Annotated in this window: 21 protein-coding genes; 8 read left to right on the top strand and 13 right to left on the bottom strand. The window is 66.4% G+C overall.

Annotated features, from left to right (window positions below):
- Positions 1-12 precede the first annotated feature (12 nt).
- From EYS21_RS17820 to EYS21_RS17800, 5 genes are all read right to left on the bottom strand, one after another.
- The gene (locus EYS21_RS17820) at positions 13-636 is read right to left on the bottom strand and encodes a LysE family transporter (protein ID WP_131134569.1); all 624 of its coding nucleotides are present in this window, start codon (positions 634-636) and stop codon (positions 13-15) included.
- A 20-nt stretch (positions 637-656) separates the two neighbouring features.
- Positions 657-1,049 carry a type II toxin-antitoxin system VapC family toxin gene (locus tag EYS21_RS17815; protein WP_131134568.1) on the bottom strand — a complete coding sequence of 131 codons (393 nt, stop codon included), beginning with the start codon at positions 1,047-1,049 and terminating at the stop codon, positions 657-659.
- Complete coding sequence (locus EYS21_RS17810) at positions 1,046-1,345, bottom strand: type II toxin-antitoxin system prevent-host-death family antitoxin (protein ID WP_347559572.1); 300 nt, start codon at positions 1,343-1,345, stop codon at positions 1,046-1,048. Before EYS21_RS17810 ends, EYS21_RS17815 begins: the two co-directional genes overlap by 4 nt.
- A 100-nt stretch (positions 1,346-1,445) precedes the next feature.
- Positions 1,446-2,264 carry a methyltransferase domain-containing protein gene (locus EYS21_RS17805; protein WP_131134567.1) on the bottom strand — a complete coding sequence of 273 codons (819 nt, stop codon included), beginning with the start codon at positions 2,262-2,264 and terminating at the stop codon, positions 1,446-1,448.
- 58 nt (positions 2,265-2,322) lie between these two features.
- Positions 2,323-2,838, bottom strand: coding sequence for a MarR family transcriptional regulator (locus tag EYS21_RS17800; RefSeq protein ID WP_131134566.1), 516 nt, complete (start codon positions 2,836-2,838; stop codon positions 2,323-2,325).
- Between the two features lie 168 nt (positions 2,839-3,006).
- Here EYS21_RS17800 and EYS21_RS17795 point away from each other — a divergent pair, with 168 nt between their 5' ends.
- The gene (locus EYS21_RS17795) at positions 3,007-5,211 is read left to right on the top strand and encodes an efflux RND transporter permease subunit (protein WP_131134565.1); all 2,205 of its coding nucleotides are present in this window, start codon (positions 3,007-3,009) and stop codon (positions 5,209-5,211) included.
- 25 nt (positions 5,212-5,236) lie between these two features.
- Here the strand turns inward: EYS21_RS17795 and EYS21_RS17790 are convergent, their stop codons facing one another.
- Positions 5,237-6,166: an NAD-dependent epimerase/dehydratase family protein gene (locus EYS21_RS17790; protein WP_131134564.1), complete on the bottom strand. Its 930-nt coding sequence runs from the start codon at positions 6,164-6,166 to the stop codon at positions 5,237-5,239.
- Positions 6,167-6,292: 126 nt separating this feature from the next.
- Here EYS21_RS17790 and EYS21_RS17785 point away from each other — a divergent pair, with 126 nt between their 5' ends.
- The 7 genes from EYS21_RS17785 (at position 6,293) to EYS21_RS17755 (ending at position 12,532) form a co-directional block, all read left to right on the top strand.
- On the top strand, positions 6,293-7,021 hold the full coding sequence (locus tag EYS21_RS17785; RefSeq protein WP_131134563.1) for a TetR/AcrR family transcriptional regulator: 729 nt from the start codon (positions 6,293-6,295) through the stop codon (positions 7,019-7,021).
- A 194-nt stretch (positions 7,022-7,215) separates the two neighbouring features.
- Positions 7,216-7,449 (top strand): hypothetical protein, encoded by a 234-nt coding sequence (locus tag EYS21_RS17780; RefSeq protein WP_131134562.1) that lies wholly within the window; start codon positions 7,216-7,218, stop codon positions 7,447-7,449.
- A gap of 257 nt (positions 7,450-7,706) precedes the next feature.
- The gene (dnaK, locus tag EYS21_RS17775) at positions 7,707-9,578 is read left to right on the top strand and encodes a molecular chaperone DnaK (RefSeq protein ID WP_131134561.1); all 1,872 of its coding nucleotides are present in this window, start codon (positions 7,707-7,709) and stop codon (positions 9,576-9,578) included.
- A 2-nt stretch (positions 9,579-9,580) separates the two neighbouring features.
- Entirely contained in the window at positions 9,581-10,270 is a 690-nt protein-coding gene (locus EYS21_RS17770) for a nucleotide exchange factor GrpE (RefSeq protein ID WP_131134560.1), read from the top strand.
- Between the two features lie 328 nt (positions 10,271-10,598).
- Positions 10,599-11,573, top strand: coding sequence for a DnaJ C-terminal domain-containing protein (locus EYS21_RS17765; protein WP_207307806.1), 975 nt, complete (start codon positions 10,599-10,601; stop codon positions 11,571-11,573).
- Positions 11,574-11,588: 15 nt separating this feature from the next.
- Positions 11,589-12,014, top strand: a complete 426-nt coding sequence (locus EYS21_RS17760; protein WP_131134559.1) for a helix-turn-helix transcriptional regulator — start codon at positions 11,589-11,591, stop codon at positions 12,012-12,014.
- Positions 12,015-12,160: 146 nt separating this feature from the next.
- Positions 12,161-12,532, top strand: a complete 372-nt coding sequence (locus tag EYS21_RS17755; RefSeq protein ID WP_131134636.1) for a hypothetical protein — start codon at positions 12,161-12,163, stop codon at positions 12,530-12,532.
- On the opposite strand, the gene EYS21_RS17750 is transcribed toward EYS21_RS17755, so the two are convergent.
- The 7 genes from EYS21_RS17750 to EYS21_RS17720 are packed head-to-tail and all read right to left on the bottom strand — an operon-like array spanning position 12,529 to position 20,523.
- Positions 12,529-14,031 (bottom strand): NAD-dependent succinate-semialdehyde dehydrogenase, encoded by a 1,503-nt coding sequence (locus EYS21_RS17750; protein WP_131134558.1) that lies wholly within the window; start codon positions 14,029-14,031, stop codon positions 12,529-12,531. The two genes, EYS21_RS17755 and EYS21_RS17750, sit on opposite strands and share 4 nt — an antisense overlap.
- A gap of 23 nt (positions 14,032-14,054) precedes the next feature.
- Positions 14,055-14,876, bottom strand: a complete 822-nt coding sequence (locus EYS21_RS17745; RefSeq protein ID WP_165478349.1) for an HpcH/HpaI aldolase/citrate lyase family protein — start codon at positions 14,874-14,876, stop codon at positions 14,055-14,057.
- Complete coding sequence (gene hpaH, locus EYS21_RS17740) at positions 14,861-15,646, bottom strand: 2-oxo-hept-4-ene-1,7-dioate hydratase (protein WP_131134557.1); 786 nt, start codon at positions 15,644-15,646, stop codon at positions 14,861-14,863. Before hpaH ends, EYS21_RS17745 begins: the two co-directional genes overlap by 16 nt.
- A 2-nt stretch (positions 15,647-15,648) precedes the next feature.
- On the bottom strand, positions 15,649-16,731 hold the full coding sequence (gene hpaD / locus EYS21_RS17735) for a 3,4-dihydroxyphenylacetate 2,3-dioxygenase (protein ID WP_131134556.1): 1,083 nt from the start codon (positions 16,729-16,731) through the stop codon (positions 15,649-15,651).
- Positions 16,732-16,769: 38 nt separating this feature from the next.
- Positions 16,770-18,284, bottom strand: a complete 1,515-nt coding sequence (gene hpaE / locus EYS21_RS17730; protein WP_131134555.1) for a 5-carboxymethyl-2-hydroxymuconate semialdehyde dehydrogenase — start codon at positions 18,282-18,284, stop codon at positions 16,770-16,772.
- Between the two features lie 57 nt (positions 18,285-18,341).
- Positions 18,342-19,043 carry a GntR family transcriptional regulator gene (locus tag EYS21_RS17725; protein WP_131134554.1) on the bottom strand — a complete coding sequence of 234 codons (702 nt, stop codon included), beginning with the start codon at positions 19,041-19,043 and terminating at the stop codon, positions 18,342-18,344.
- Positions 19,036-20,523 (bottom strand): fumarylacetoacetate hydrolase family protein, encoded by a 1,488-nt coding sequence (locus EYS21_RS17720; protein WP_131134553.1) that lies wholly within the window; start codon positions 20,521-20,523, stop codon positions 19,036-19,038. Before EYS21_RS17720 ends, EYS21_RS17725 begins: the two co-directional genes overlap by 8 nt.
- Positions 20,524-20,651 lie beyond the last annotated feature (128 nt).

The following is a 20,651-nucleotide window of genomic DNA, read 5'->3' as shown; positions in this document are numbered from 1 at the left end:
AGCGGTCCTGGGTCAGTGGATCATGGCGAGGAGAATGCCGACCGCCACGAACAGGACACCGAAGATCCGGTTGAGGATCTGCTGCCCGCGGGCGGTGTGCGTGAACCGCTGGAACGACTTGGCGGCAGTGGCGAAAAAGAACCACATGACCAGGATGTCGATGGCGACCACCGTGGCCGTCAGTACCAGATACTGCGGGAACAGCGGCTGCTCGGGCCGGATGAACTGCGGCATGAATGCGAGGAAAAAGACGATGGCCTTGGGGTTCAGCAGGTTGACCCACAGGCCGCGCCGGAACATGGACCAAGCGGGCTCGTTCCGAAGTGACTCGGTTGTTTCCTGGTCGGGTTGCGGCTTGGCCAGGAACTGGCGGATGCCCAGGTACACCAGGTAGGCGGCTCCGGCGTAACGGATCACGTTGAAGGCGACCGGGGAACTGGCCACCAGCACGCCCACCCCGAGGGCAACAACCATCACGTGGATGACCAGGGCTGCCTGCTGGCCCAGGATCCCCCAGATTGACCGGCGGAATCCGGACGTCAGGGAGTTGCTCATGGTGTTGATCGCACCGGCCCCCGGAGTGAAGCTGACCAAGACGCCGGCGCCAGCGAGGGCGAGCCAAAGGGAGAATTGCACCTGCCAAGTTTAGTGCCTGTTCACCACAGGGTGGGCACGGGTTCAAAGGCCTGGAGATCCTCATCAGCCGTCACCAGGGTGAGTCCCTCCACCATGGCCTGGGCCGCGAGGATCCGGTCGAAAGGGTCCCTGTGATCCCAGTCGAGCTGTCCTGCAGCCAGCGTATGCGGGGCGGAGACGGGGAGTTCGGATGCAAGCAGATGGGCCACTTGCCGCGCGAAGCTGGTCACTATTGCTGCGCCTGACGGCAACTTGCCTTGGCGGTGCTTGTACGAGAGCTCGTAGGCCGTTACGGGTGACACGTAGACCTGGTTTTCCAGCTTGACGATCGCATTCCTGGCCTTGGTGGAGAGCCGCTTTGGTTCGGAGATTGCCCAGATGAAGACATGAGTGTCCAGCAGCAGGCGTGTCACTCTTCGGTCCCCATCTCCTCGTCAGTCCAAGGCTCGTAGAACTCGTCGGGGATGTGGAGCGGGCCAAGGAAACCCAGCTCGCGTTTGTGTGGGGGCTCAATTTTCACCAGCCGGGCCACTGGCCGGCCGGCCTTGGCGATGACCACGTCCTCGCCTCGTTCAACGAGGTTCAGGAGTTCGGAGAGCCGGGTTTTTGCTTCCTGGACGTTGTACTGCCCCATGTTGACCAAGTCTAGTTGGTCAACCTCTGCGGTGTAAGGCTCCGCCCAATATTCGTTCTCGCCGTAATTGTTCATGGCTCGACGCTATTCGGGCTCCGCGGCGGGCACACCGGCTGAACCTCCCCATGTGGAAAAGCCCGGACAGGTCAAGCAGCGGGCACAGGAGGTGGGCAGCTCAGGCCCGGGCGATAACCTCACCGTTCGGGATCAGGAACCAGCCATCGTCGGTGGATCCCCAGCGATGCCAGCCCGCGGAGATCCGCGCGAGGTCCGCCGCATTGGCGAAGCCGTACTCCAACGCCTGCTCCGCGAAGGCGGAATGCAGCACCCGCTCTCCCCAGACACGGGCCTGCCAGCGGCGCTGCTGCCCGGTGGCGTAGAGCCAGTTGCTGCTGGTGGGGGCGACGTCGGTGAAACCGGCAGACTGTGCCCACGACACCAGCCGGCGGCCGGCGTCGGGCTCTGCCCCGTTGCGGCGGGCGATCCGCTGGTAGAGCTCCATCCACTCGTCCAGTTCCGGGAAGGCGGGATACCAGCTCATGCCGTGGAAGTCGGCGTCGCGCACGGCCACAATGCCGCCCGGTTTTGCCACCCGCCGCATCTCCCGGAGCGCCTCCACCGGGTCGGTGAGATGCTGCAGCACCTGGTGGGCGTGGACGACGTCGAACGTTTCGTCCTCGAAATCAAGGTCATAGATGTTCCCGGCCAGGAACTCCGCATTGTCCACACCGCGTTCGGCAGCGAGCGCCGAGGCCTGGGCGATGATGTCCGGCGACCGGTCCAGGCCGGTGACCTTACCCGGCGCCACGAGCCCCGCGAAATCGCAGGTGATGCTCCCGGGCCCGCAGCCGACGTCGAGCACTGAGGTTCCGGGCGTGAGGTGCGGGAGTACGAAGGCCGCCGAATTCTCAGCGGTCCTGGAGGCATGGGCGCGGACCACCGACTCGTGGTGGCCGTGGGTGTACACATCGTCTCCGGGCTGCTCCGCACTCATAACCAAACGCTACCGCCGAGGTGCCTCGAATGGGAGGAACCGCCGTCGCGCGTTCAGCCTAGGTTGCCGGCGCCGGGGAGGCGGGGCCGCCGTCGGACGCTTCCTGGCGCGCCGCGATGGTGGCCTCCACCATGGCGGTCATAAAGCGGGTCACCAGCTCCAGTTCCTCGGGGGCGAACCCGGCCATCGCCGTGCCCATGTGGCGCGAGAGCGGCATGAACATGGCCCCGCCGTCCTGGAACGCCTTGGGCGTCATGCGGAGCTGGACCTGCCGGCGGTCCGAGCCAAGCCGCTCGCGGACCACATGCCCGGACTGGTCCAGCCGGTCGATCAGGGCGGTGGTGGCGGGCGAGCTGAGGTGGAGCTCCTTGCGCAGGATGCCGGGCGTGACCACGGTGCCCTTGGCGGTGTGGCGCATGATGACGGCGAGTGCGTTGAGGTCCGTCCGGTGCATGTCGTTCCGGCCGCCCGCGGTATCGACGTAGCGGTTGGCTTCAAGCGTGAAGTCCTGGAGCAGGCGGACCAGGGATTGCGGCGCGGAGTTGGCGGGACGCTGGAACGCTTCCTCTGTCATGTTCCGCCTCCTCCCTTCGCTTGCCTGGTGCCCTGACGGATATTACTCCAGCAATGCCGGCCGGGCGGACTCTCCGCAACTGCCATCGCCTAACTACTTATCTCCATGATGGAGATACTCTATGATGGAATCAATTGTACCGCTGCCGTCCCGAACCCAGAAGGAATCATGAAATCCAGTCCCCAACACAGCGCAAGGGTCCCGTTCTGGCTGCGCTGGCTCATTCCCGTACTGCTGGTGCTCACGTGGCTGGCCATCGCCGGAGTGGGCGGGCCAACCTTCGGCCGGCTCGATGAGGTCTCCTCGAATGACCAGGCTTCCTTCCTCCCGGCCGGCGCCGAGGCCACCGCCGCGCAGGACTGGCAGGCGAAGTTCCGCGACTCGGACGAGATCCCGGCCGTCATCGTTATTGAGAGCGGGGCGGCCATCAGCCCGGCGGATCTCGGCGAGCTGGCTTCCCTGAAAACCGGCTTGGAGGGGCTGGAACTGGGCAGCGCCGTGATCGGCCCCATCCCGTCCGAAGACGGCAAGGCCGTGCAGTTCATCGCCCCGATCGGGTCTTCCGGGGAAACCAAGGAATCGGTCCAGGAGCTTCGTGACTTCCTGGCTGAGGCCGCGCCTGAAGGCATGCAGACCTTCGTGACGGGGCCCGCCGGGCTGACGGCCGACCTGGTCAGCGCCTTCGCGGGCATAGACGGCATCCTGCTGCTCGTGGCCCTCGGAGCTGTCTTTGTCATCCTCCTGGTCGTCTACCGTTCACTCCTCCTGCCCATCGCCGTCCTGCTGACCTCGGTCTTCGCCCTGTGTGCGGCCATCCTGCTGGTGTTCGGCATGGCCAAGCTCGGCTGGATCCAGCTCAACGGCCAAAGCCAGGGCATCCTGTCCATCCTGGTGATCGGCGCAGCCACGGATTACGCACTGCTCTACGTGGCGCGGTTCCGTGAGGCCCTGGCCCACACCACCAACCGGACAGCCGCCGTATTGACCGCCTGGAAGGCCTCGTTCGAACCGATCCTGGCCTCCGGCGCCACCGTCATCATCGCCCTGTTGTGCCTGCTCTTCTCCGACCTGAATTCGAACAAGGCTCTGGGTCCGGTAGCCGCCGCCGGCATCCTCTGCTCGCTCTTCGCTGCCCTGACACTGCTGCCTGCCCTGATGGCGCTCCTGGGCCGGGCCGCGTTCTGGCCGTTCCGCCCCAAACTCGTTCCGGCAGGGGAGCGGGAGCCTGAACTGGTCACCGGCCTCGAAGGGCAGAAGGGCATCTGGCGGGCCACGGGTTCGCTGGTGTCGCGCCGCCCGCGCACGGTCTGGGTCGCGTCGGTCCTCCTGCTGCTGGCGGCTTCGGCCGGGGTGCTGCAGCTGAAGGCCAACGGTGTGCCGCAGACCGACGTCATCCTCGCCGCGTCCAACGCCGTGGACGGCCAGGACGCGCTGGCGCGCCACTTCGACGCCGGCAGCGGCAGCCCCGCCGTCGTGGTTGCGGACGAAACCAAGGCCGACGAGGTGCTGGCCAAGGTGAAGGCGGCCGACGGCGTAGGGGACGCCTACCTCCTGGCTGCAGGCAGTGTGCCCATCACCGGGGCGCCCGGGACTCCCAGCGCGCCGGACGTCCGTGACGGGAAAGTGCTGATCAACGCCACGCTCAACTTTGCCGCCGATTCCATTGAGGCGGAGGACGCCGTGAAGGTCCTGCGTGAGGACGTAATAACCGTCGACGCCGGAGCGCTCGTGGGCGGCGTGACGGCCACGGCCCTGGACACCAACACCACAGCCCAGCGCGACCTGGTGATTATCATCCCCATCGTGCTGGTGGTCATCCTGTTCATCCTGATGCTGCTGCTTCGCTCCGTGGTGGCGCCGGTCCTGCTGGTGCTCTCGGTGGTCCTGTCCTACGGAGCGGCCATGGGCATCTCCGCCCTGGTGTTCAACAACCTCTTCGGATTCCCCGGCGCTGACGCCACCGTTCCGCTGTTCGGCTTTGTGTTCCTGGTGGCCCTGGGCGTGGACTACAACATCTTCCTGATGAGCCGGGTGCGCGAGGAATCCCTCAAGCACGGGACCAGGCCGGGCATCCTGCGAGGCCTCGGCGTGACCGGCGGAGTGATCACCTCGGCCGGTGTGGTGCTCGCCGCCACGTTCGCGGCCCTGGGGGTCATTCCCATCATGTTCCTGGTGCAGCTGGCGTTCATTGTGGCCTTCGGCGTGCTGCTGGACACCGTGCTGGTGCGCTCGCTGCTGGTCCCCGCGCTGGCATACGACATCGGCCCGCGCATCTGGTGGCCGTCGAAGCTGGGGCGCCCGGAGCTGGACGCGGCCGTCGTGCAGGACACCGGCGCCTTGGAGGCCGAGCCGGAGGGCGCCGGCCGCCGCTAGGTTCGGTGTGTTGGCGTCACGCGCCTCAGTCCTGCGCGCGCCACCAGGCCACCGTGGCTGCAGCCGCCTCCGGCAGGGGTGTGGGGCGCAGGCCGAGGGCTTCCTGGCTGGCGGTCGAGTCCATCACAAAAGGCTCCGCGAACTGGTAGAGCATTTCAGCCAGTTCGCGGATGTCTTTCGAGAACACCCCGAGCGCGCTGAGTGCCCAGCCCGGTATGCCAGCCAGCTTCGGCGCGGCCACCCCGCCGGCGTCGGTGAAGGCTGTGCCCAGCTGCCGCTGCGTGACTGCCGGGCCGGTGGGGGCGTGCCACACCTTGTTCCACAGCGAGGGCGTCTGTGCGGCATGGATCATGGCCGTGGCCAGGTCCGGTACATAGGTGAACGAATGCGGCTGGCCGGCACTCCCGATGACCCACACTTTCTTGCCGGCCAGCACGGCGGGGACCATGCGCTCGCCGGCGTGGGAGATCCTGACCCGCGGCCCAAAAAAGTCGCCGGCCACCACGCTGACGGTGTCCGTCGCTGAGGCGTTCCTCGCCTCCAGCAGTGTGGTCCGCACGCCCCGCTTGCCTCCCGTGGCATTCCGCGGTCCAGCCTCGGTCATGGGGCGCCCCGGCTCGCTGTAAGAGTAGAGGCTTTCGGGAAAAACGACGACGGCGCCCGCCCCGCCGGCCGCGGCCAGCACCTTTTGATCGGCGGCGGGCAGTTCGGCCTGCCACGCGTCCGCAGTGTAGGAAGAGCCGTGGATGCAGTGGAAGACGGCGGTGGCACCCGAGAAGGCGTCCCGCAGCTGGGCAGCATCCTGCACGTCCGCCTTCACGCGCTCCACCAGGGGATGATCGGGGCCGCTGCCGGACCGGGTGAGGATCCGGACATTCTTTCCCTGCTCGGCGAGCTGCTCCGCAACCGTCCAGCCCACGGGGCCGGCTCCGGTAACAACGTGGATATCGTTCATGATTTCTCCTCAAGGATCTCTATCTGAGAGCGCTGCTCTCCCCTAAGCGTGCGCCGGGCTGCAGGTCATGTCAAGAGCAGTGCTCTCAATTGTTGACAGTGCTCTGCTTTATGCGATGCTGGAGCCATGAGTGACGCAGCCACGGAAGTGGAAACCGCCCGTCGGACGCCCCGGGAACGGGCCCGGGCCCAGACCATCGCCGACATCGTCCGGCTGGGCAGGGACCACCTGGCCACGCACGGCGCGGCGGCCTTGTCCCTCCGGGCTGTCGCCAGGGACCTGGGTGTGGTCTCCTCGGCCGTATACCGCTACGTGGCCAACCGCGACGAACTCCTCACCCTCCTGCTCGTCGATGCCTACGACGAACTCGGCGACGCCGTCGACACGGCGGTAAACGGGGTGCCAGCGGGGGACCACGCCGGCCGGTTCAAGGCGCTCGGGAGGGCCGTTCGGGAATGGGCTATGCGCGAGCCGGCACGCTACGGGCTGCTGTTCGGCAGCCCGGTGCCCGGCTACCAGGCGCCCGTGGGGCGGACCACCATGCCGGGCACGCGCGTGGTGTTCCGCCTAATCGGTATTTTTGATGCCGCCCACCGCGACGGTGCGCTGCTGCCGGCGGCGGGTGCCGCCGTCGTGCCTTCCTTGTCCGCAGACTTTGAAGCAATCCGTACCGAACTTGGGCTTGCCGTGCCCCACGAGATCCTGGCGAACGGCGCGCTCGTGTGGACGTCGATATTCGGTGCCGTCAGCTTCGAAGTCTTCGGCCAGTACGGCCCGGATACCTTCAGCGCACGCGACGAACTCTTTGAGCACCACCTCACCGCGTTTGCGGGGCTGATGGGGCTCAAAGGCTGACGGGCGTCACGCTGAGCACACATTGGGAGGTGCCGAGGCGGGTGTCCCCGGATTTCCGGGCCTCAGTCGCCGCGCGGGCGCCAAAAGCATGCCCGCCGTGACGCCGCCGGACGCCCCTGTATTGCCTGCTCTCCGCTGAGTAGACTCCACATGCGCCCGAACGGACGCGGGAGCCTCAAAGGAGAGATGCCGCCATGACCGAAAACCGTGAATCCGCAGCCGAGGGGCAGCCGCGCAAGGGCAGCTCAGCCCCTGGTCTGGAAGGCGAAGGCGGGCAGTACGCCGAAGGGGACTATGGCGACGTCGGCAGCGTGGAAACCGCCGCTGATCAGCCCGCGGACGGGGAGTACCCCGACGGCGATTACGGCGACGCGGGCACCTCCGGAAGTGCACGCGAGGTTGAGGTGGACGAGGACCGGAACTCGTAGCCGGGGCTCCCGAGCGGCTCTCAACCGGTCCCCACGCCCCGTTCACGCACAGCGAAACGCGCTGGCGCGCCCCATCTGAACAACCGAAAACCCCGGAAATCCGCGGGATCCGCCGACTTCGCCGCGGTCAAAAATCCAGAGTTGAGCGCACTTGACTCAACTTTGGATTGACATCTTTCATGCCCCGGGTAAAGTTGAGTGCAGAACGCTCAATGAGTGGGCGCCAGCAAGTTTCCAAGGAAAGAAGGAAGCAACACATGTCACGTGCAGTAGGTATCGACCTCGGAACCACCAACTCCGTCGTCTCCGTTCTCGAAGGTGGCGAGCCCACCGTTATTGCCAACGCCGAGGGTGGCCGCACCACGCCGTCGGTCGTTGCATTCTCCAAGTCCGGCGAAGTCCTGGTCGGCGAGATCGCCAAGCGCCAGGCCGTCAACAACATTGACCGCACCATCGCCTCCGTCAAGCGCCACATGGGCACTGACTGGAACGTCGCCATTGACGATAAGAAGTACACCCCGCAGGAAATCTCCGCGCGTATCCTCATGAAGCTGAAGAACGACGCCGAGGCCTACCTGGGTGAAAAGGTCACCGACGCCGTGGTCACCGTTCCCGCGTACTTCAACGACGCCGAACGCCAGGCCACCAAGGAGGCCGGCGAAATCGCGGGCCTGAACGTCCTGCGCATCGTCAACGAGCCCACCGCCGCAGCACTCGCCTACGGCCTGGACAAGGGCAAGGAAGACGAACTCATCCTCGTCTTCGACCTCGGCGGCGGCACGTTCGACGTCTCCCTGCTCGAAGTTGGCAAGGACGAAGACAACTTCTCCACCATCCAGGTCCGCTCCACCGCCGGTGACAACCGCCTCGGCGGCGACGACTGGGACCAGCGCGTTGTGGACTACCTGCTGAACCAGCTCAAGGTCAAGGGCATCGACCTCTCCAAGGACAAGATCGCCCTGCAGCGCCTCCGCGAAGCTGCCGAGCAGGCCAAGAAGGAACTCTCCTCCTCCACCAGCACCAACGTCTCCCTCCAGTACCTGTCCGTCACCCCCGACGGCCCGGTGCACCTGGACGAGCAGCTGACCCGCGCCAAGTTCCAGGACCTCACCAAGGACCTGCTGGAGCGGACCAAGAAGCCGTTCCACGATGTCATCAAGGAAGCGGGCATCAAGCTCTCCGACATCAACCACATCGTCCTCGTTGGCGGCTCCACCCGCATGCCCGCCGTCTACGACCTGGTCAAGGAACTCGCCGGCGGCAAGGAGCCGAACAAGGGCGTTAACCCGGATGAGGTTGTGGCCGTTGGCGCAGCACTCCAGGCAGGCGTGCTGAAGGGCGAGCGCAAGGACGTCCTCCTGATCGACGTCACCCCGCTGTCCCTCGGCATCGAAACCAAGGGTGGCGTCATGACGCACCTGATCGAGCGCAACACCGCCATCCCCACCAAGCGGTCCGAGACCTTCACCACTGCGGACGACAACCAGCCGTCCGTGGCCATCCAGGTCTTCCAGGGCGAGCGCGAGTTCACCCGCGACAACAAGCCGCTGGGCACGTTTGAGCTGACCGGCATCGCTCCGGCCCCGCGCGGCGTCCCGCAGGTTGAGGTCACGTTCGACATCGACGCCAACGGCATCGTCCACGTCTCCGCGAAGGACAAGGGCACCGGCAAGGAACAGTCCATGACCATCACGGGCGGCTCCAGCCTCTCCAAGGAAGACATCGACCGCATGGTCAAGGACGCCGAGGAGCACGCAGCCGAGGACAAGGCACGCCGCGAGGCAACCGATACCCGCAACACGGCCGAGCAGCTCGCCTACTCCGTGGACAAGCTGATCGCCGACAACGCCGACAAGCTGCCTGAAGAGGTCAAGACCGAGGTCCAGGCCGACGTCGACGCCCTCAAGAAGGCCCTCGAAGGCACGGACGACGCCGCCGTGAAGACCGCGTACGAGAAGCTGCAGGCTTCCCAGTCGAAGCTCGGCGAGGCCATCTACGCCCAGGCCGGTTCACCGGACGGCGCAACCGGTGCTGCAGGTGCCGAAGGCGCAGCTCCCGCAGGTGACAAGGCTGCCGACGAGGACATCGTCGACGCCGAAATCATCGACGAAGACGAAGCGAAGAAGTAGCCATGCCGCACCACGGTAACGAGGAAGAGCACAACTCTTCATCCGGCCACGGGGACCAAAACGGCAGCGGCCACCAGGAGCCGGTCATCCGGGACAACCGCAAGGTTGACCCGGTGACCGGGCAGGCACGGCACCCGGAAGGCGAGTCGGCTGCCAAGGCTGATGCGCCGGCCGCCAAGCCCGCCGACACCGACGGTGACGCGCTGGCCCAGGCCGAGGAAATCCTCAACGGCATCGAGGTGCCGGCCGAGGAATCCGTGGCCCAGGGCGCAGGACATGCCGAGGCGGCCGAGCTGAAGAACGACCTGCTCCGCCTCCAGGCCGAATACGTCAACTACCGCAAACGCGTTGAACGCGACCGTGCCGTGGCAGGGGAGATGGCCGTCATCGGCGTCCTGAATTCGCTGCTTCCGGTACTGGACGACGTCGACGCTGCCCGCCAGCACGGTGACCTGACCGACGGCCCCTTCGCCGCGATCGCCACCAAGCTGGAAAACGCGCTGAAGACGTACGGCCTGGTCCGCATCGATGAGACCGGCGTGGAGTTCGATCCCACGATCCACGAGGCCCTCATCCAGCAGCCCGGCGAGGACATCGAAGTTGACACCGTCAGCCAGGTGCTCCGCTCCGGCTACAAGTCAGGCGAACGCGTCCTCCGCGCAGCGCAAGTGATTGTGGCCGTCCCGGCCTGACGTCTCACCTCGGCCTCACCTCGGCGCCGGACGGATAAGGGGGCCCCGCCCCTTCGCGTGGAGGCAAAGTCCTCACGGACTTTGCCTCCACGCTCCGGCAGGCCCGATGCCACTCCCGGGCCCCCTCATCCGTCCGGCGCCTAAGCGGCAATCTCGCCTAAGGTGAGGTGAACGCAAGCTCGGAGCGGTACATGGGCCCCGGGAGTGGCATCGGGCCTACCGAAGCTGGGTGGCTAAGGATCGCAGATCTTAGCCACCCAGCGTAGGGGCGGGGGCCCATGTACCGCGGAGAGCAGTTTGAATAACAGAACTTTGAAAGGAAACGCCATTGGCTAGCCAGGATTGGGTGGACAAGGACTTTTACGCGATCCTTGGTATCGCCAAGGACGCTTCCGACGCCGACATCAAGAAGGCTTACCGGAAACTTGCCCGCCTGCACCACCCGGACACCAACTCGGGGGACGCTGCGTCGGAGAAGAAGTTCAAGGACATCTCCGAGGCCTATTCCGTGCTGTCGGACCCGGACGAACGCCAGCAGTACGACGCCATCCGGGCCATGGGCGGCGGGGCGCGCTTTGCCCCCGGCGGTGCCGGAGGCGGCAATGGCGGCTTCGAGGACATGTTCGGCGGCCTGTTCACCGGCGGCGCGGGGCGTCAGCCCGGCGGGTTCAACACGTCCGGTGGCATTCCGCCCGAGTTCGCTGACCTGTTCGGCGGCGGAGGGTTCGGCGGCCCGACGGGCTTCCAGCGCCCGCCGACGAAGGGCGCGGACCGCACGGCGACCACCAGTATTTCCTTCGCCGGGTCCATCCGCGGCACCACCATCGGCCTGCGCGAACCCAGCGGCGACGTCATCGACGTCCGCGTTCCCGCCGGCATCAAGGACGGCCAGAAAGTGCGCGTCCGCGGGAAGGGCCAGCCCGGACCGGCAGGCAACGGCGACCTCATGGTGGCCGTCACGGTCAAGGCCCACGACTTTTACACGCGCGACGGCGACAACCTCCGCATCCATGTACCGGTCACCTTCCCGGAAGCTGCCTTGGGCGCCGACATCCAGGTGCCCACCATCGACGGCGAGACGGTTAAGGTCCGCGTACCTGCCGGCACGCCGTCCGGCCGCACGCTCCGGGTTAAGGGCCACGGTGTGAAGACCTCCAAGGTCACCGGCGATCTCCTGGTGACCATCGACGTCGCGGTTCCGAAGAACCTGAACAAGGAAGCCGAAGCTGCCGTTAAGGCCTTTGCCGAAGCCACGGCCGACGCCGATGTCCGTGAAGGCCTGGCCGCCAAGGCCCGGCTCTAAGCAACGGAGCAGACCGTGGACATCAGCGCTGACCAGCCGATCTTTGTGATCTCGGTGGCGGCCGAACTGGCGGACATGCACCCCCAGACGCTCCGGCAGTACGACCGGCTGGGCATCGTTTCGCCGAGCCGGGCCCCCGGCAAGTCCCGCCGCTACTCGCAGCGGGACATCAACATGCTGCGCGAAGTCCAGCGGCTGTCGCACGAAGGCGTCTCGCTCGAAGGCATCAAGCGGATCCTCGAACTCGAAAACCAGGTGGCCGCGCTGCAGCGCAGGGTGACAGAACTGACCGAGGAGCTGGGTCGCCGTCGTGATCCCCTCGACTCGCGGATCTTTGCAGCCGGTGCCGCCGGCGACGTGGTGAGCCTGGCCCGCGGCCAGCGCCCCCGTGCGCGGTCCCAGGCCGTGGTGGTCTGGCGGCCCCGCGCTCTGGGCGAGTAGTTTGTCGAACCCCCGGCAGCAATTCGAGTACCCACTACTCGTGACGGGCCGGGCGCCGCTGGCTTGAATGGAACATGCAGCTGAGTCTCACAGCGCAGGTTTCAAGCCTTTGGGGGTGCATTCGAGTGTTTGGTTCATCATTCATCATGTTCGCCGGTTCAGTACCGGGGCAGATCCTGCTTGCCATCGGTCAGGTGGTGGTGGTGGTCTGCGTCTGTTTCGACATGGTCCGCGTTCTGTCCGTACCGAGGTCGCACCGCCGGTATGTGGCTTCCACTGTCTTCCGGACACTGGCCATCCCGTCGATTGTGTCCACGGGGTTGAGCGTCCTGATCGGCGCTGTCACCTGGTCCTGGATGGATGTGGTGATGTCCATGTTCGTAATGGTGGCGATCATTTTCCGGCTCCACCACGACACCGACGAGGACAACTGGTGGAAGGGCAAGGGCAAGAAGCTCGCCCGCTGGGCCCGCCGCCAGTTCAGCTCCCGGACGGCGGCGGCGCCGGCGATGGGCTAGCTGTTGTAGGGGTCGTTGATGCCGATGTATTGGGTGGTGGTGTATTCGGCGATGCCTTCGGAGCCGCCTTCGCGGCCGAGACCGGATTGTTTGACGCCGCCGAAGGGTGCTGCGGCGTTGGAGATGACGCCGGCGTTGAAGCCCACCATGCCGAACTCGATCTGTTCGGCCACCCGCAGCAGCCGGTTGAAGTCGCGGCTGTAGACGTAGGAGGCCAGGCCGTATTCGCTGGAGTTGGCGAGCCGGATGGCGTCCTCCTCGGTGCTGAAGGTGGTGACCGGTGCGACGGGGCCGAAGATTTCCTGGCCAAGGATGGCGGCGTTGTTGGGGACGTTGGCGAGGACGGTGGGCGGGTAGAAGTAGCCGGGTCCGTCGGCTGGTTGGCCGCCGGTGAGGGCTACTGCTCCGGCGTCGACGGCGGCACTCACCAGGGCGTGCACGTCATCCCGCGCGCCGGCGTCGATGAGCGGGCCCACCTGGGTGCCCGACTCGGTGCCGCGGCCGGTGGTGAGGGCGCCCATGGCGGCGGCGAACTTTTCGGTGAACTCTGCGGCGACGGATTCCTGGACGAGGAAGCGGTTGGCGGCGGTGCAGGCCTCGCCCATGTTCCGCATCTTCGCAGCCATGGCCCCTTCGACGGCTTTGTCCAGGTCGGCGTCCTCGAACACGATGAACGGGGCGTTCCCGCCGAGTTCCATGGACGTGCGGAGCACGTTCTGCGCGGCGTCGGCCATGAGCCGTTTGCCCACCGGGGTGGAGCCGGTGAAGGAGACCTTCCGCAGCCGGGGGTCGGCGAGCAGTGGCCCGGAGATGCCGGACGCGCTGGAGGAGGAGACCACGTTCAGCACTCCGGCGGGCAGGCCAGCGTCGAGCATGGTCTGCGCGAAGTACTGGGCCGTCAACGGGGTGAGCTTCGCGGGCTTGAGGACCATGGTGCAGCCGGCAGCGATGGCCGGTGCTACCTTGCGGGTGGCCATCGCCAGCGGGAAGTTCCAGGGTGTGATCAGCAGGCACGGGCCGACGGGTTTGTGCTGGACGAGGATCTTGTTTTTGCCCTCCGGGGTGGTGAGGTAGCGGCCGTAGTCCCGGACCGTTTCTTCGGAGAACCAGCGCAGGAACTCCGCTCCGTAGGTGACTTCGCCGCGGGCTTCGGCCAGGGGCTTGCCCATTTCCAGGGTCATGAGCAGGGCGAAGTCCTCGGCCCGTTCGGTGACCAGATCAAAGGCGCGGCGCAGGATCTCGGCGCGTTCCCGCGGGGCCGTCCTTGCCCAGGACGCCTGGACCTTGTCCGCCGCGTCCAGCGCGGCAAGCGCGTCGTCGCTGGTGGCAGAGGCGAGCTTAGCGAGTACCTCGCCGGTGGCGGGGTCATGGACGTCGAAAGTGCCGCCGTCGGACGCGTCCACCCACTGTCCGTTGATGAGCAGGCCGGTGGGCACGGAAGCCAGGAGGGCAGCTTCCTGCTCCGGCGAAATGGCAGGGGAGATCGCAGAAAGTGTCATCAAAGAAGTCCTTAGGAAATGGGTCAGTAGCTGGCGGGGGTTTCGGCAGGCTCAGCCACCGGGCCGCGGGGTATGAACTCGGCGGCGAGGGCTTCGGAGCCGCGGGCCAGGATGGCGACGTCGGCGCCCACCAGGACAAACGAGGCGCCGGAGGCCATGTAGCCGCGGGCGGTGGCCGGGTTGAAGGCGTTGACGCCGGCCGGTTTCCCGGCTGCCTTGGCCGCGGCGAGGCAGTGTTCGACGGCGGCACGGACGTCAGGGTGTTCCTGCTGTCCCAGCACGCCCATGGAGGCGGCGAGGTCGGACGGGCCGAGGAAGATGGCGTCCACGCCCTCCACGGCCAGGATCGCTTCCACGGCTTCGACAGCCGCGGCGGATTCGATCTGCACGGTGACGCTGACGGTTTCGGACGCCCTGGCCAGGTAGTCCGGGATCCGGTTCCAGCGGGCGGCCCGGGCCAGGGCGGAGCCCACGCCCCTGACGCCCTGGGGCGGGTAGCGTGTTGCAGCAACCGCGGCTTCGGCATCGGCCACGGAGTTGACCATGGGGATGAGCAGGTTCTGCACGCCAAGGTCCAGGTACTGCTTGATCAGGACGGTGTCGTTGACCGGCGGCCGGACCATCACCTGCACCGGATAACCGTGGATGGCCTGTAGCTGGGCGAGGATGGATTCGAGGCCGTTGGGGCTGTGCTCGGCATCGACCAGGAGCCAGTCCAGCCCGGCCCCGGCGCACAGTTCGGCGATCAGCGGGCTTCCGGAGCACACCCACATCCCTGCGAGGGGCCGGGTTGAACCCGCCAGTGCGTCGCGGAAGGTGGCGTCAGGTTCTACTCGAAGCGGCATGTGATGCTCCCCAATGGTCCGTAGTCAGCGTGGACGGTATCGCCTTTGTACACCCACAGCGGGCGGGTGAACGAGCCGGCGAGGATGATGTCGCCGGCTTTCATGCCGTCCCCGTGAGCGGCGATCTTGTTGGCCAGCCAGTGCACGCCGTTGGCGGGGTGGTCCAGAACGCCGGCCGCCACGCCGGTTTCCTCCACTGTCTGGTTTTTGTACAGGATGGCGGAGACCCAGCGGAGGTCCACGGCGTCGGGTTTTACCGGGTTGCCGCCAATCACCATCGCGCCCATCGCGGCGTTGTCCGCGATAGTATCCACGATGGTCCGGCCCTCCATCTCGATCCTGGAATCCAGGATCTCGAGGGCCGGAACCACATAGTCAGTGGCGTTCAGGACGTCGAAGATGGTGCAGCCCGGGCCTTTGAGCGCGTCCTTCAGGACAAACGCGAGCTCCACCTCCACCCGCGGATGGGTGTACTTGTCCCAGGCCACCGAGCAGCCGGTTTCGAGGACCATGTCATCGAAGATGGCGCCGTAGTCCGGCTCAGTGATGCCGGTGGCGGCCTGCATGGCCCTGGACGTGAGGCCGATCTTGCGCCCGACGAGCGTCCGCCCGGCCTCCTCGTTCCGGGCCCGCCACAGCCTTTGCACGGCGTAGGAGTCCTCCACCGTCATCTCCGGGTAGCGTGTGGTGAGCCGCGGCACCGGAGTCCGGGAACGCCCGGCCTCCAGCAGTTCGTCGGCGATGGCCTCGATCGTCTTCACGTCCAGCATGGCTAGACCTGCGCCCCGAGCTTGAAGCCTTCGACCGCGCCGTCAGTACCTTCCTTGCGGGTGTAGGAGAACCCGTCCGCGCCCACGGTGACGGCCATTTCGCTCTTCTCCTCGCGTTCGATGACGGGCTGGGGGTTGCCGTCGAGGTCCAGGACCAGGGAGGCTTCGGTGTACCAGGACGGGACCACGGGGTTGCCCCACCAGTCGCGGCGCTGGTTGTCGTGGACGTCCCAGGTGATGACGGGGTTGTCGGGGTCGCCGGTGTAGTAGTCCTGGGTGTAGATCTCGATGCGGTGGCCGTCCGGGTCCAGGATGTAGAGGTAGAAGGCGTTGGAGACGCCGTGCCGGCCGGGGCCGCGTTCGATCCGGTCGCTGATGCGCAGGGCGCCCATCTTGTCGCAGATCTGGATGATGTTGTGCTTCTCGTGCGTGGCGAACGCGACGTGGTGCATGCGCGGGCCGTTGCCGCCGGTCAGGGCGGTGTCGTGGACGGTCTGCTTGCGGTGCATCCACGCGGCGTACGTGACGCCGTCGGAATCCTGGATGTCCTCGGAGACGCGGAAGCCGAGGTCCTCGAGGTATTTGCGGCCGCGGGGCACGTCCGGGGTGACCTGGTTGAAGTGGTCCAGGCGGACCAGTTCACCGGCGGAGTAGAGGTCGTAGCGCTGGGTGAGGCGCTCCACGTGTTCCACGTCGTAGAAGAACTCGTACGGGAAGCCCAGCGGGTCCTCGACGCGGACGGAGTCGCCGATGCCCTTGGTGAAGCCTTCCTTGCGGCGTTCAACCCGGCAGCCCAGTTCCTTGTAGTAGGCCTCGGCGGCGTCCACTTCGGCGGGGGATTTCACCCGGTATGCGAAGGCGGCGACGGCGGCAATCGGCCCCTTGCGGAGCACCAGGTTGTGGTGGATGAACTCCTCGAGGGAGCGGAGGTAGATGTTGTTCTCGTCTTCCTCGGTGACGTGCAGGCCCAGGAGGTCCACGTAGAACGCGCGGGACTTGGCGAGGTCGGTGACCACGATCTCCATGTAGGCGCAGCGGACAATGTCCGGTGCCGGGACGGTGGGGGTGGGGACGAAGTTTGTCATCGGATTCTCTCTTCTTTGAAAGGGGTCTTGAAGCGCTGTCAGGCGCCGAATTTGGGGGTGTGGACGGCACCGAGGCTGATGTGGACGGCCTGCTGGTCGGTGTAGAAATCGATGGAGCGGTAGCCGCCCTCGTGGCCCAGGCCCGACGCTTTGACGCCGCCGAACGGGGTGCGGAGGTCGCGGACGTTGTGGCTGTTGAGCCACACCATGCCGGCTTCCACGTTCTGCGAGAAGTTGTGGGCACGGGTCAGGTTCTGGGTCCAGATGTAGGCCGCCAGCCCGTACTTGGTGTTGTTCGCGAGGGCGAGGGCCTCGTCGTCGTTCTCGAAAGGCGTGATCGCGACGACCGGACCGAAGATTTCCTCCTGGAAGATCCGGGCATCAGGCGCGACGTCGGCGAACACCGTGGGTGCGATGTAGTTGCCTTCCGGGAGGTGCTCGGGGCGGCCGCCGCCGGCGAGGAGCCTGCCTTCGGATTTGCCGATTTCCACGTAGGAAGCCACCTTGTCGTAGTGCTCCGGGTGGACCAGGGCGCCCACCTGGGTCTTGGGGTCGTGCGGGTCCCCGACCACGATGTTCTTGGCCCGGGCGGCGTACTTTTCGCAGAATTCGTCGTAGATCGCGCGTTCGACAAGGATGCGGGAGCCGGCGGTGCAGCGTTCGCCGTTGAGGGAGAAGACCCCGAACAGGGCGGAGTCGATCGCGGCGTCCAGGTCGGCGTCGGCGAACACGACGCAGGGTGACTTGCCGCCGAGCTCCATGGACAGGCCCTTGAGGTTGGCCGCGGCGTTGCGGAAGATCGTCTGGCCGGTGGTGGTCTCGCCGGTGAAGGAGATCAGCGGCACGTCGGGGTGCTTGACCAAGGCGTCGCCTGCTTCCTCGCCGAGGCCGTTGACCAGGTTGAACACGCCGTCGGGGAGGCCGGCGTCCTTGAAGATCTGCGCCCAGAGTGATGCGGAGAGCGGGGTGAACTCGGCGGGTTTGAGGACCACGGTGTTGCCGGTGGCCAGGGCCGGGGCGAGCTTCCAGGACTCCAGCATGAACGGGGTGTTCCACGGCGTGATCAGGCCCGCGACGCCGATCGGCTTGCGGTTCACGTAGTTGATCTGGGCGCCGGGGACCTTCATGGCGTCGTCGAACTGGGCGACGATCAGGTCCGCGAAGAAGCGGAAGTTCTCGGCGGCGCGCAGGGCCTGGCCCTTGGCCTGGGTAATGGGCAGGCCGGTGTCGAAGGTTTCCAGTTCGGCGAGCCGGGCTTCCTGGGCCTCGACGGCGTCGGCGATCCTGTTCAGGATCCGGGCGCGTTCGCGCGGCTTCATCTTCGGCCACGGGCCGTTGGTGAACGCCTCGCGGGCGGCGGCGACGGCGAGGTCGATGTCCTCTTTCTGGCCGGCCGCGGCGGTGGCGTAGTTGGTGTTGGAGACCGGGTCCAGGACATCGAAGGTTTTCCCGCCCACGGAGTCAACGAACTGGCCGTTGATGTAGTGCTGGATGTGGGTGGGCAGGTCCTGCGGCACATAATGTGTGGCGGTGTCTGCTGCAGTGAACGTCATTGTTGTTTCCTAACTGGTGATGCAACGCGGGGTCACTTTCGGCCCAATAGGGGCCCTTTATTGGGCGTTTAGTGACCCCGCGTTGCCTGGTGAAGGGGTGGCGGGGGCGAGGGCGAGGTAGGCGTCCAGGGTGGCGGAGCGGTGGAGCCGGGCTGCTTTTTCGATGGTGTCGGCATCGGCGCCGGTTTCGATGAGCTTCAGGAGGGCTTCGTGTTCGTCCACGGAGTCGTGTGCACGGCCGGGAACAAAGCGGAACGTCGAGGACCGCAGCGAGGCGAGCCGGTTCCAGCCGCGGTGGACCAGGTCAAGGATGTGCGGGTTGGGGCAGTGCTCGAACAGGACGCTGTGGAAGTCCTGGTTGAGCCGGGTGAAGCGGATGGGGTCAAAGTGCTGGAGGCAGTCGCGCATTTCCTCGTTCACGGCACGCGCCCTGGCAATGTCCGCTTCCCCGATCAGCGGAGCGGACAGGGCAGTAGCGGCGCCCTCCACGATGCTCAGGGTCTGCATGGTGTAGAGGTACTCGGTGGGGTCGATCCCGGACACCGTGGCACCGACGTTCCGCTCGAACTTCACCAGCCCCTCAGCCTCGAGCCGGCGGATGGCTTCGCGGACCGGGACCACGCTGAAGCCGAGGTCCTTGGCCAGGCCGGCCAGGACCAGCCGGTATCCCGGCGAAAAAGTCCCGTCCACGATCTTGGCCTTCACGGCGGCATAGGCCTGCTCGGACTTACTGCCGGCAGCAATCGCAGTTTCAGTCATGTGCCGTCCCTGCTTCCCATTCGTCGTACTTCTTGCGCCAGGCGGCATTCAGCGGGTAGAGCCCGTCCACGCTGTGGCCCTGCTCCACCATTTCGGCGATGAACGTTTCCTCGCGTTCCTGCGCGATGGAGTCGTCAGCGACCTCCTCGGCGAGGGCCGGCGGGATCACCAGGATGCCGTCGGAGTCCGCCACGATGATGTCGCCGGGCTGGACGGTGGTGCCGCCGCAGGCGATGGTGATGTCGGTGTCCCACGGGATGTGCCGGCGTCCCAGGACGGCAGGGTGCGGATTGGCGTAGTACGTGGGCATGTCCATTGCGGCCACGGCGGAGAAGTCGCGGACGCCGCCGTCGGTGATGATGGCCGCAGCTCCGCGGACCTGGGCGCGCAGGGCCAGGATGTCGCCGATGGTGCCGGTGCCCTTCTCACCGCGGGCCTCCATGACCAGGATCTCGCCCGGGTTTACGGAGTCGATGGCCTTCTTCTGGGCGTTGAAGCCGCCGCCGTGGGTCTTGAACAGGTCCTCGCGGTTGGGCACGTAACGCAGGGTGCGGGCCAGGCCCACGATCCGCTTCTCCGGCCGGGTGGAGGTGAGTCCGTCGATGCTGACGTTGTTCAGGCCGCGCTTGCGCAGCTGGGAGGAGAGGGTGGCGGTGCAGACGCTCTCCAGCTTCGCCTTCAGCTCGGGAGTCAGGACAGGCCCGACGGCGGCGCTTTCGTCGGGTGCCAAACCCGCCGCTTCCCGCGAACCGTACGCCTCCTCCCGCTGCACGTCATCGGTCCTGGGCAGGGCACCAAAGTCCGCGAACGCCGTCGTGCCTTCCTCCACTCTGGTGGCGAGCCGGCCGGTGGTGACCTCACCCGCACTGACTTCAACTTCGACGACGTCGCCCGGCTTGGCAACGGAGGCGCCGGCGGGGGTGCCGGTCAGGATGATGTCGCCTTCTTCGAGGGTGAGCAGCTGGGACAGGTCGGCGACGAGCCGGGCAAACGGGAAGAGCAGGTCTTCGGTGGTGTCGTCCTGGACCAGTTCGCCGTTGTGCCAGGTGCGGACGCGGAGTCCGGCGGGGTCCACGGCGTCTGCCGCGATCAGTCCCGGGCCGACGGGGGTGAAGCCGTCGCCGCCCTTTGACCGGAGGTTGGAGCCTTTGTCTGCGTAGCGGAGGTCGTAGACACCGAGGTCGTTGCTGGCGGTGACCCATTCGACGTGGCTCCAGGCGTCCTCAAGTCCGACACGGCGGGCGGGCTTGCCGATGACCAGGGCGATTTCGCCTTCGTAGCCGAGGAGTTCGCAGCCGGCCGGGCGCTCCACTACGGACGGCGCCCCCACCGAACCGGTAGCCAGCGAGGATGCCGGCTTCAGGAAGTAGGAGGGCTGTTCCGGTGTGCGGCCGCGCTGGGCGGCCCTGCTGGGGTAGTTGATATGCACCGCGATGACCTTGCGGGCCGCGGCCAGGATGTGGTCGGTGACCTGTTCCAAGAGTTACTCCTCATCGAGTACGAAATCGTATACGAATCACTATGGACCCGGACTGCCGGATCCGTCAACACCTTTCCGGCTGAACAATTAGCACTTGTCGTGCGCCTCAAACCTGGCGTAGAGTTCTG

The sequence above is a fragment of the Arthrobacter sp. S39 genome (assembly GCF_004320525.1).
In the GTDB taxonomy this organism is placed as follows: Bacteria; Actinomycetota; Actinomycetes; order Actinomycetales; family Micrococcaceae; genus Arthrobacter.
Note: the sequence above shows the minus strand (reverse complement) of the source record. Positions and strands in the feature narration are given on the sequence as shown.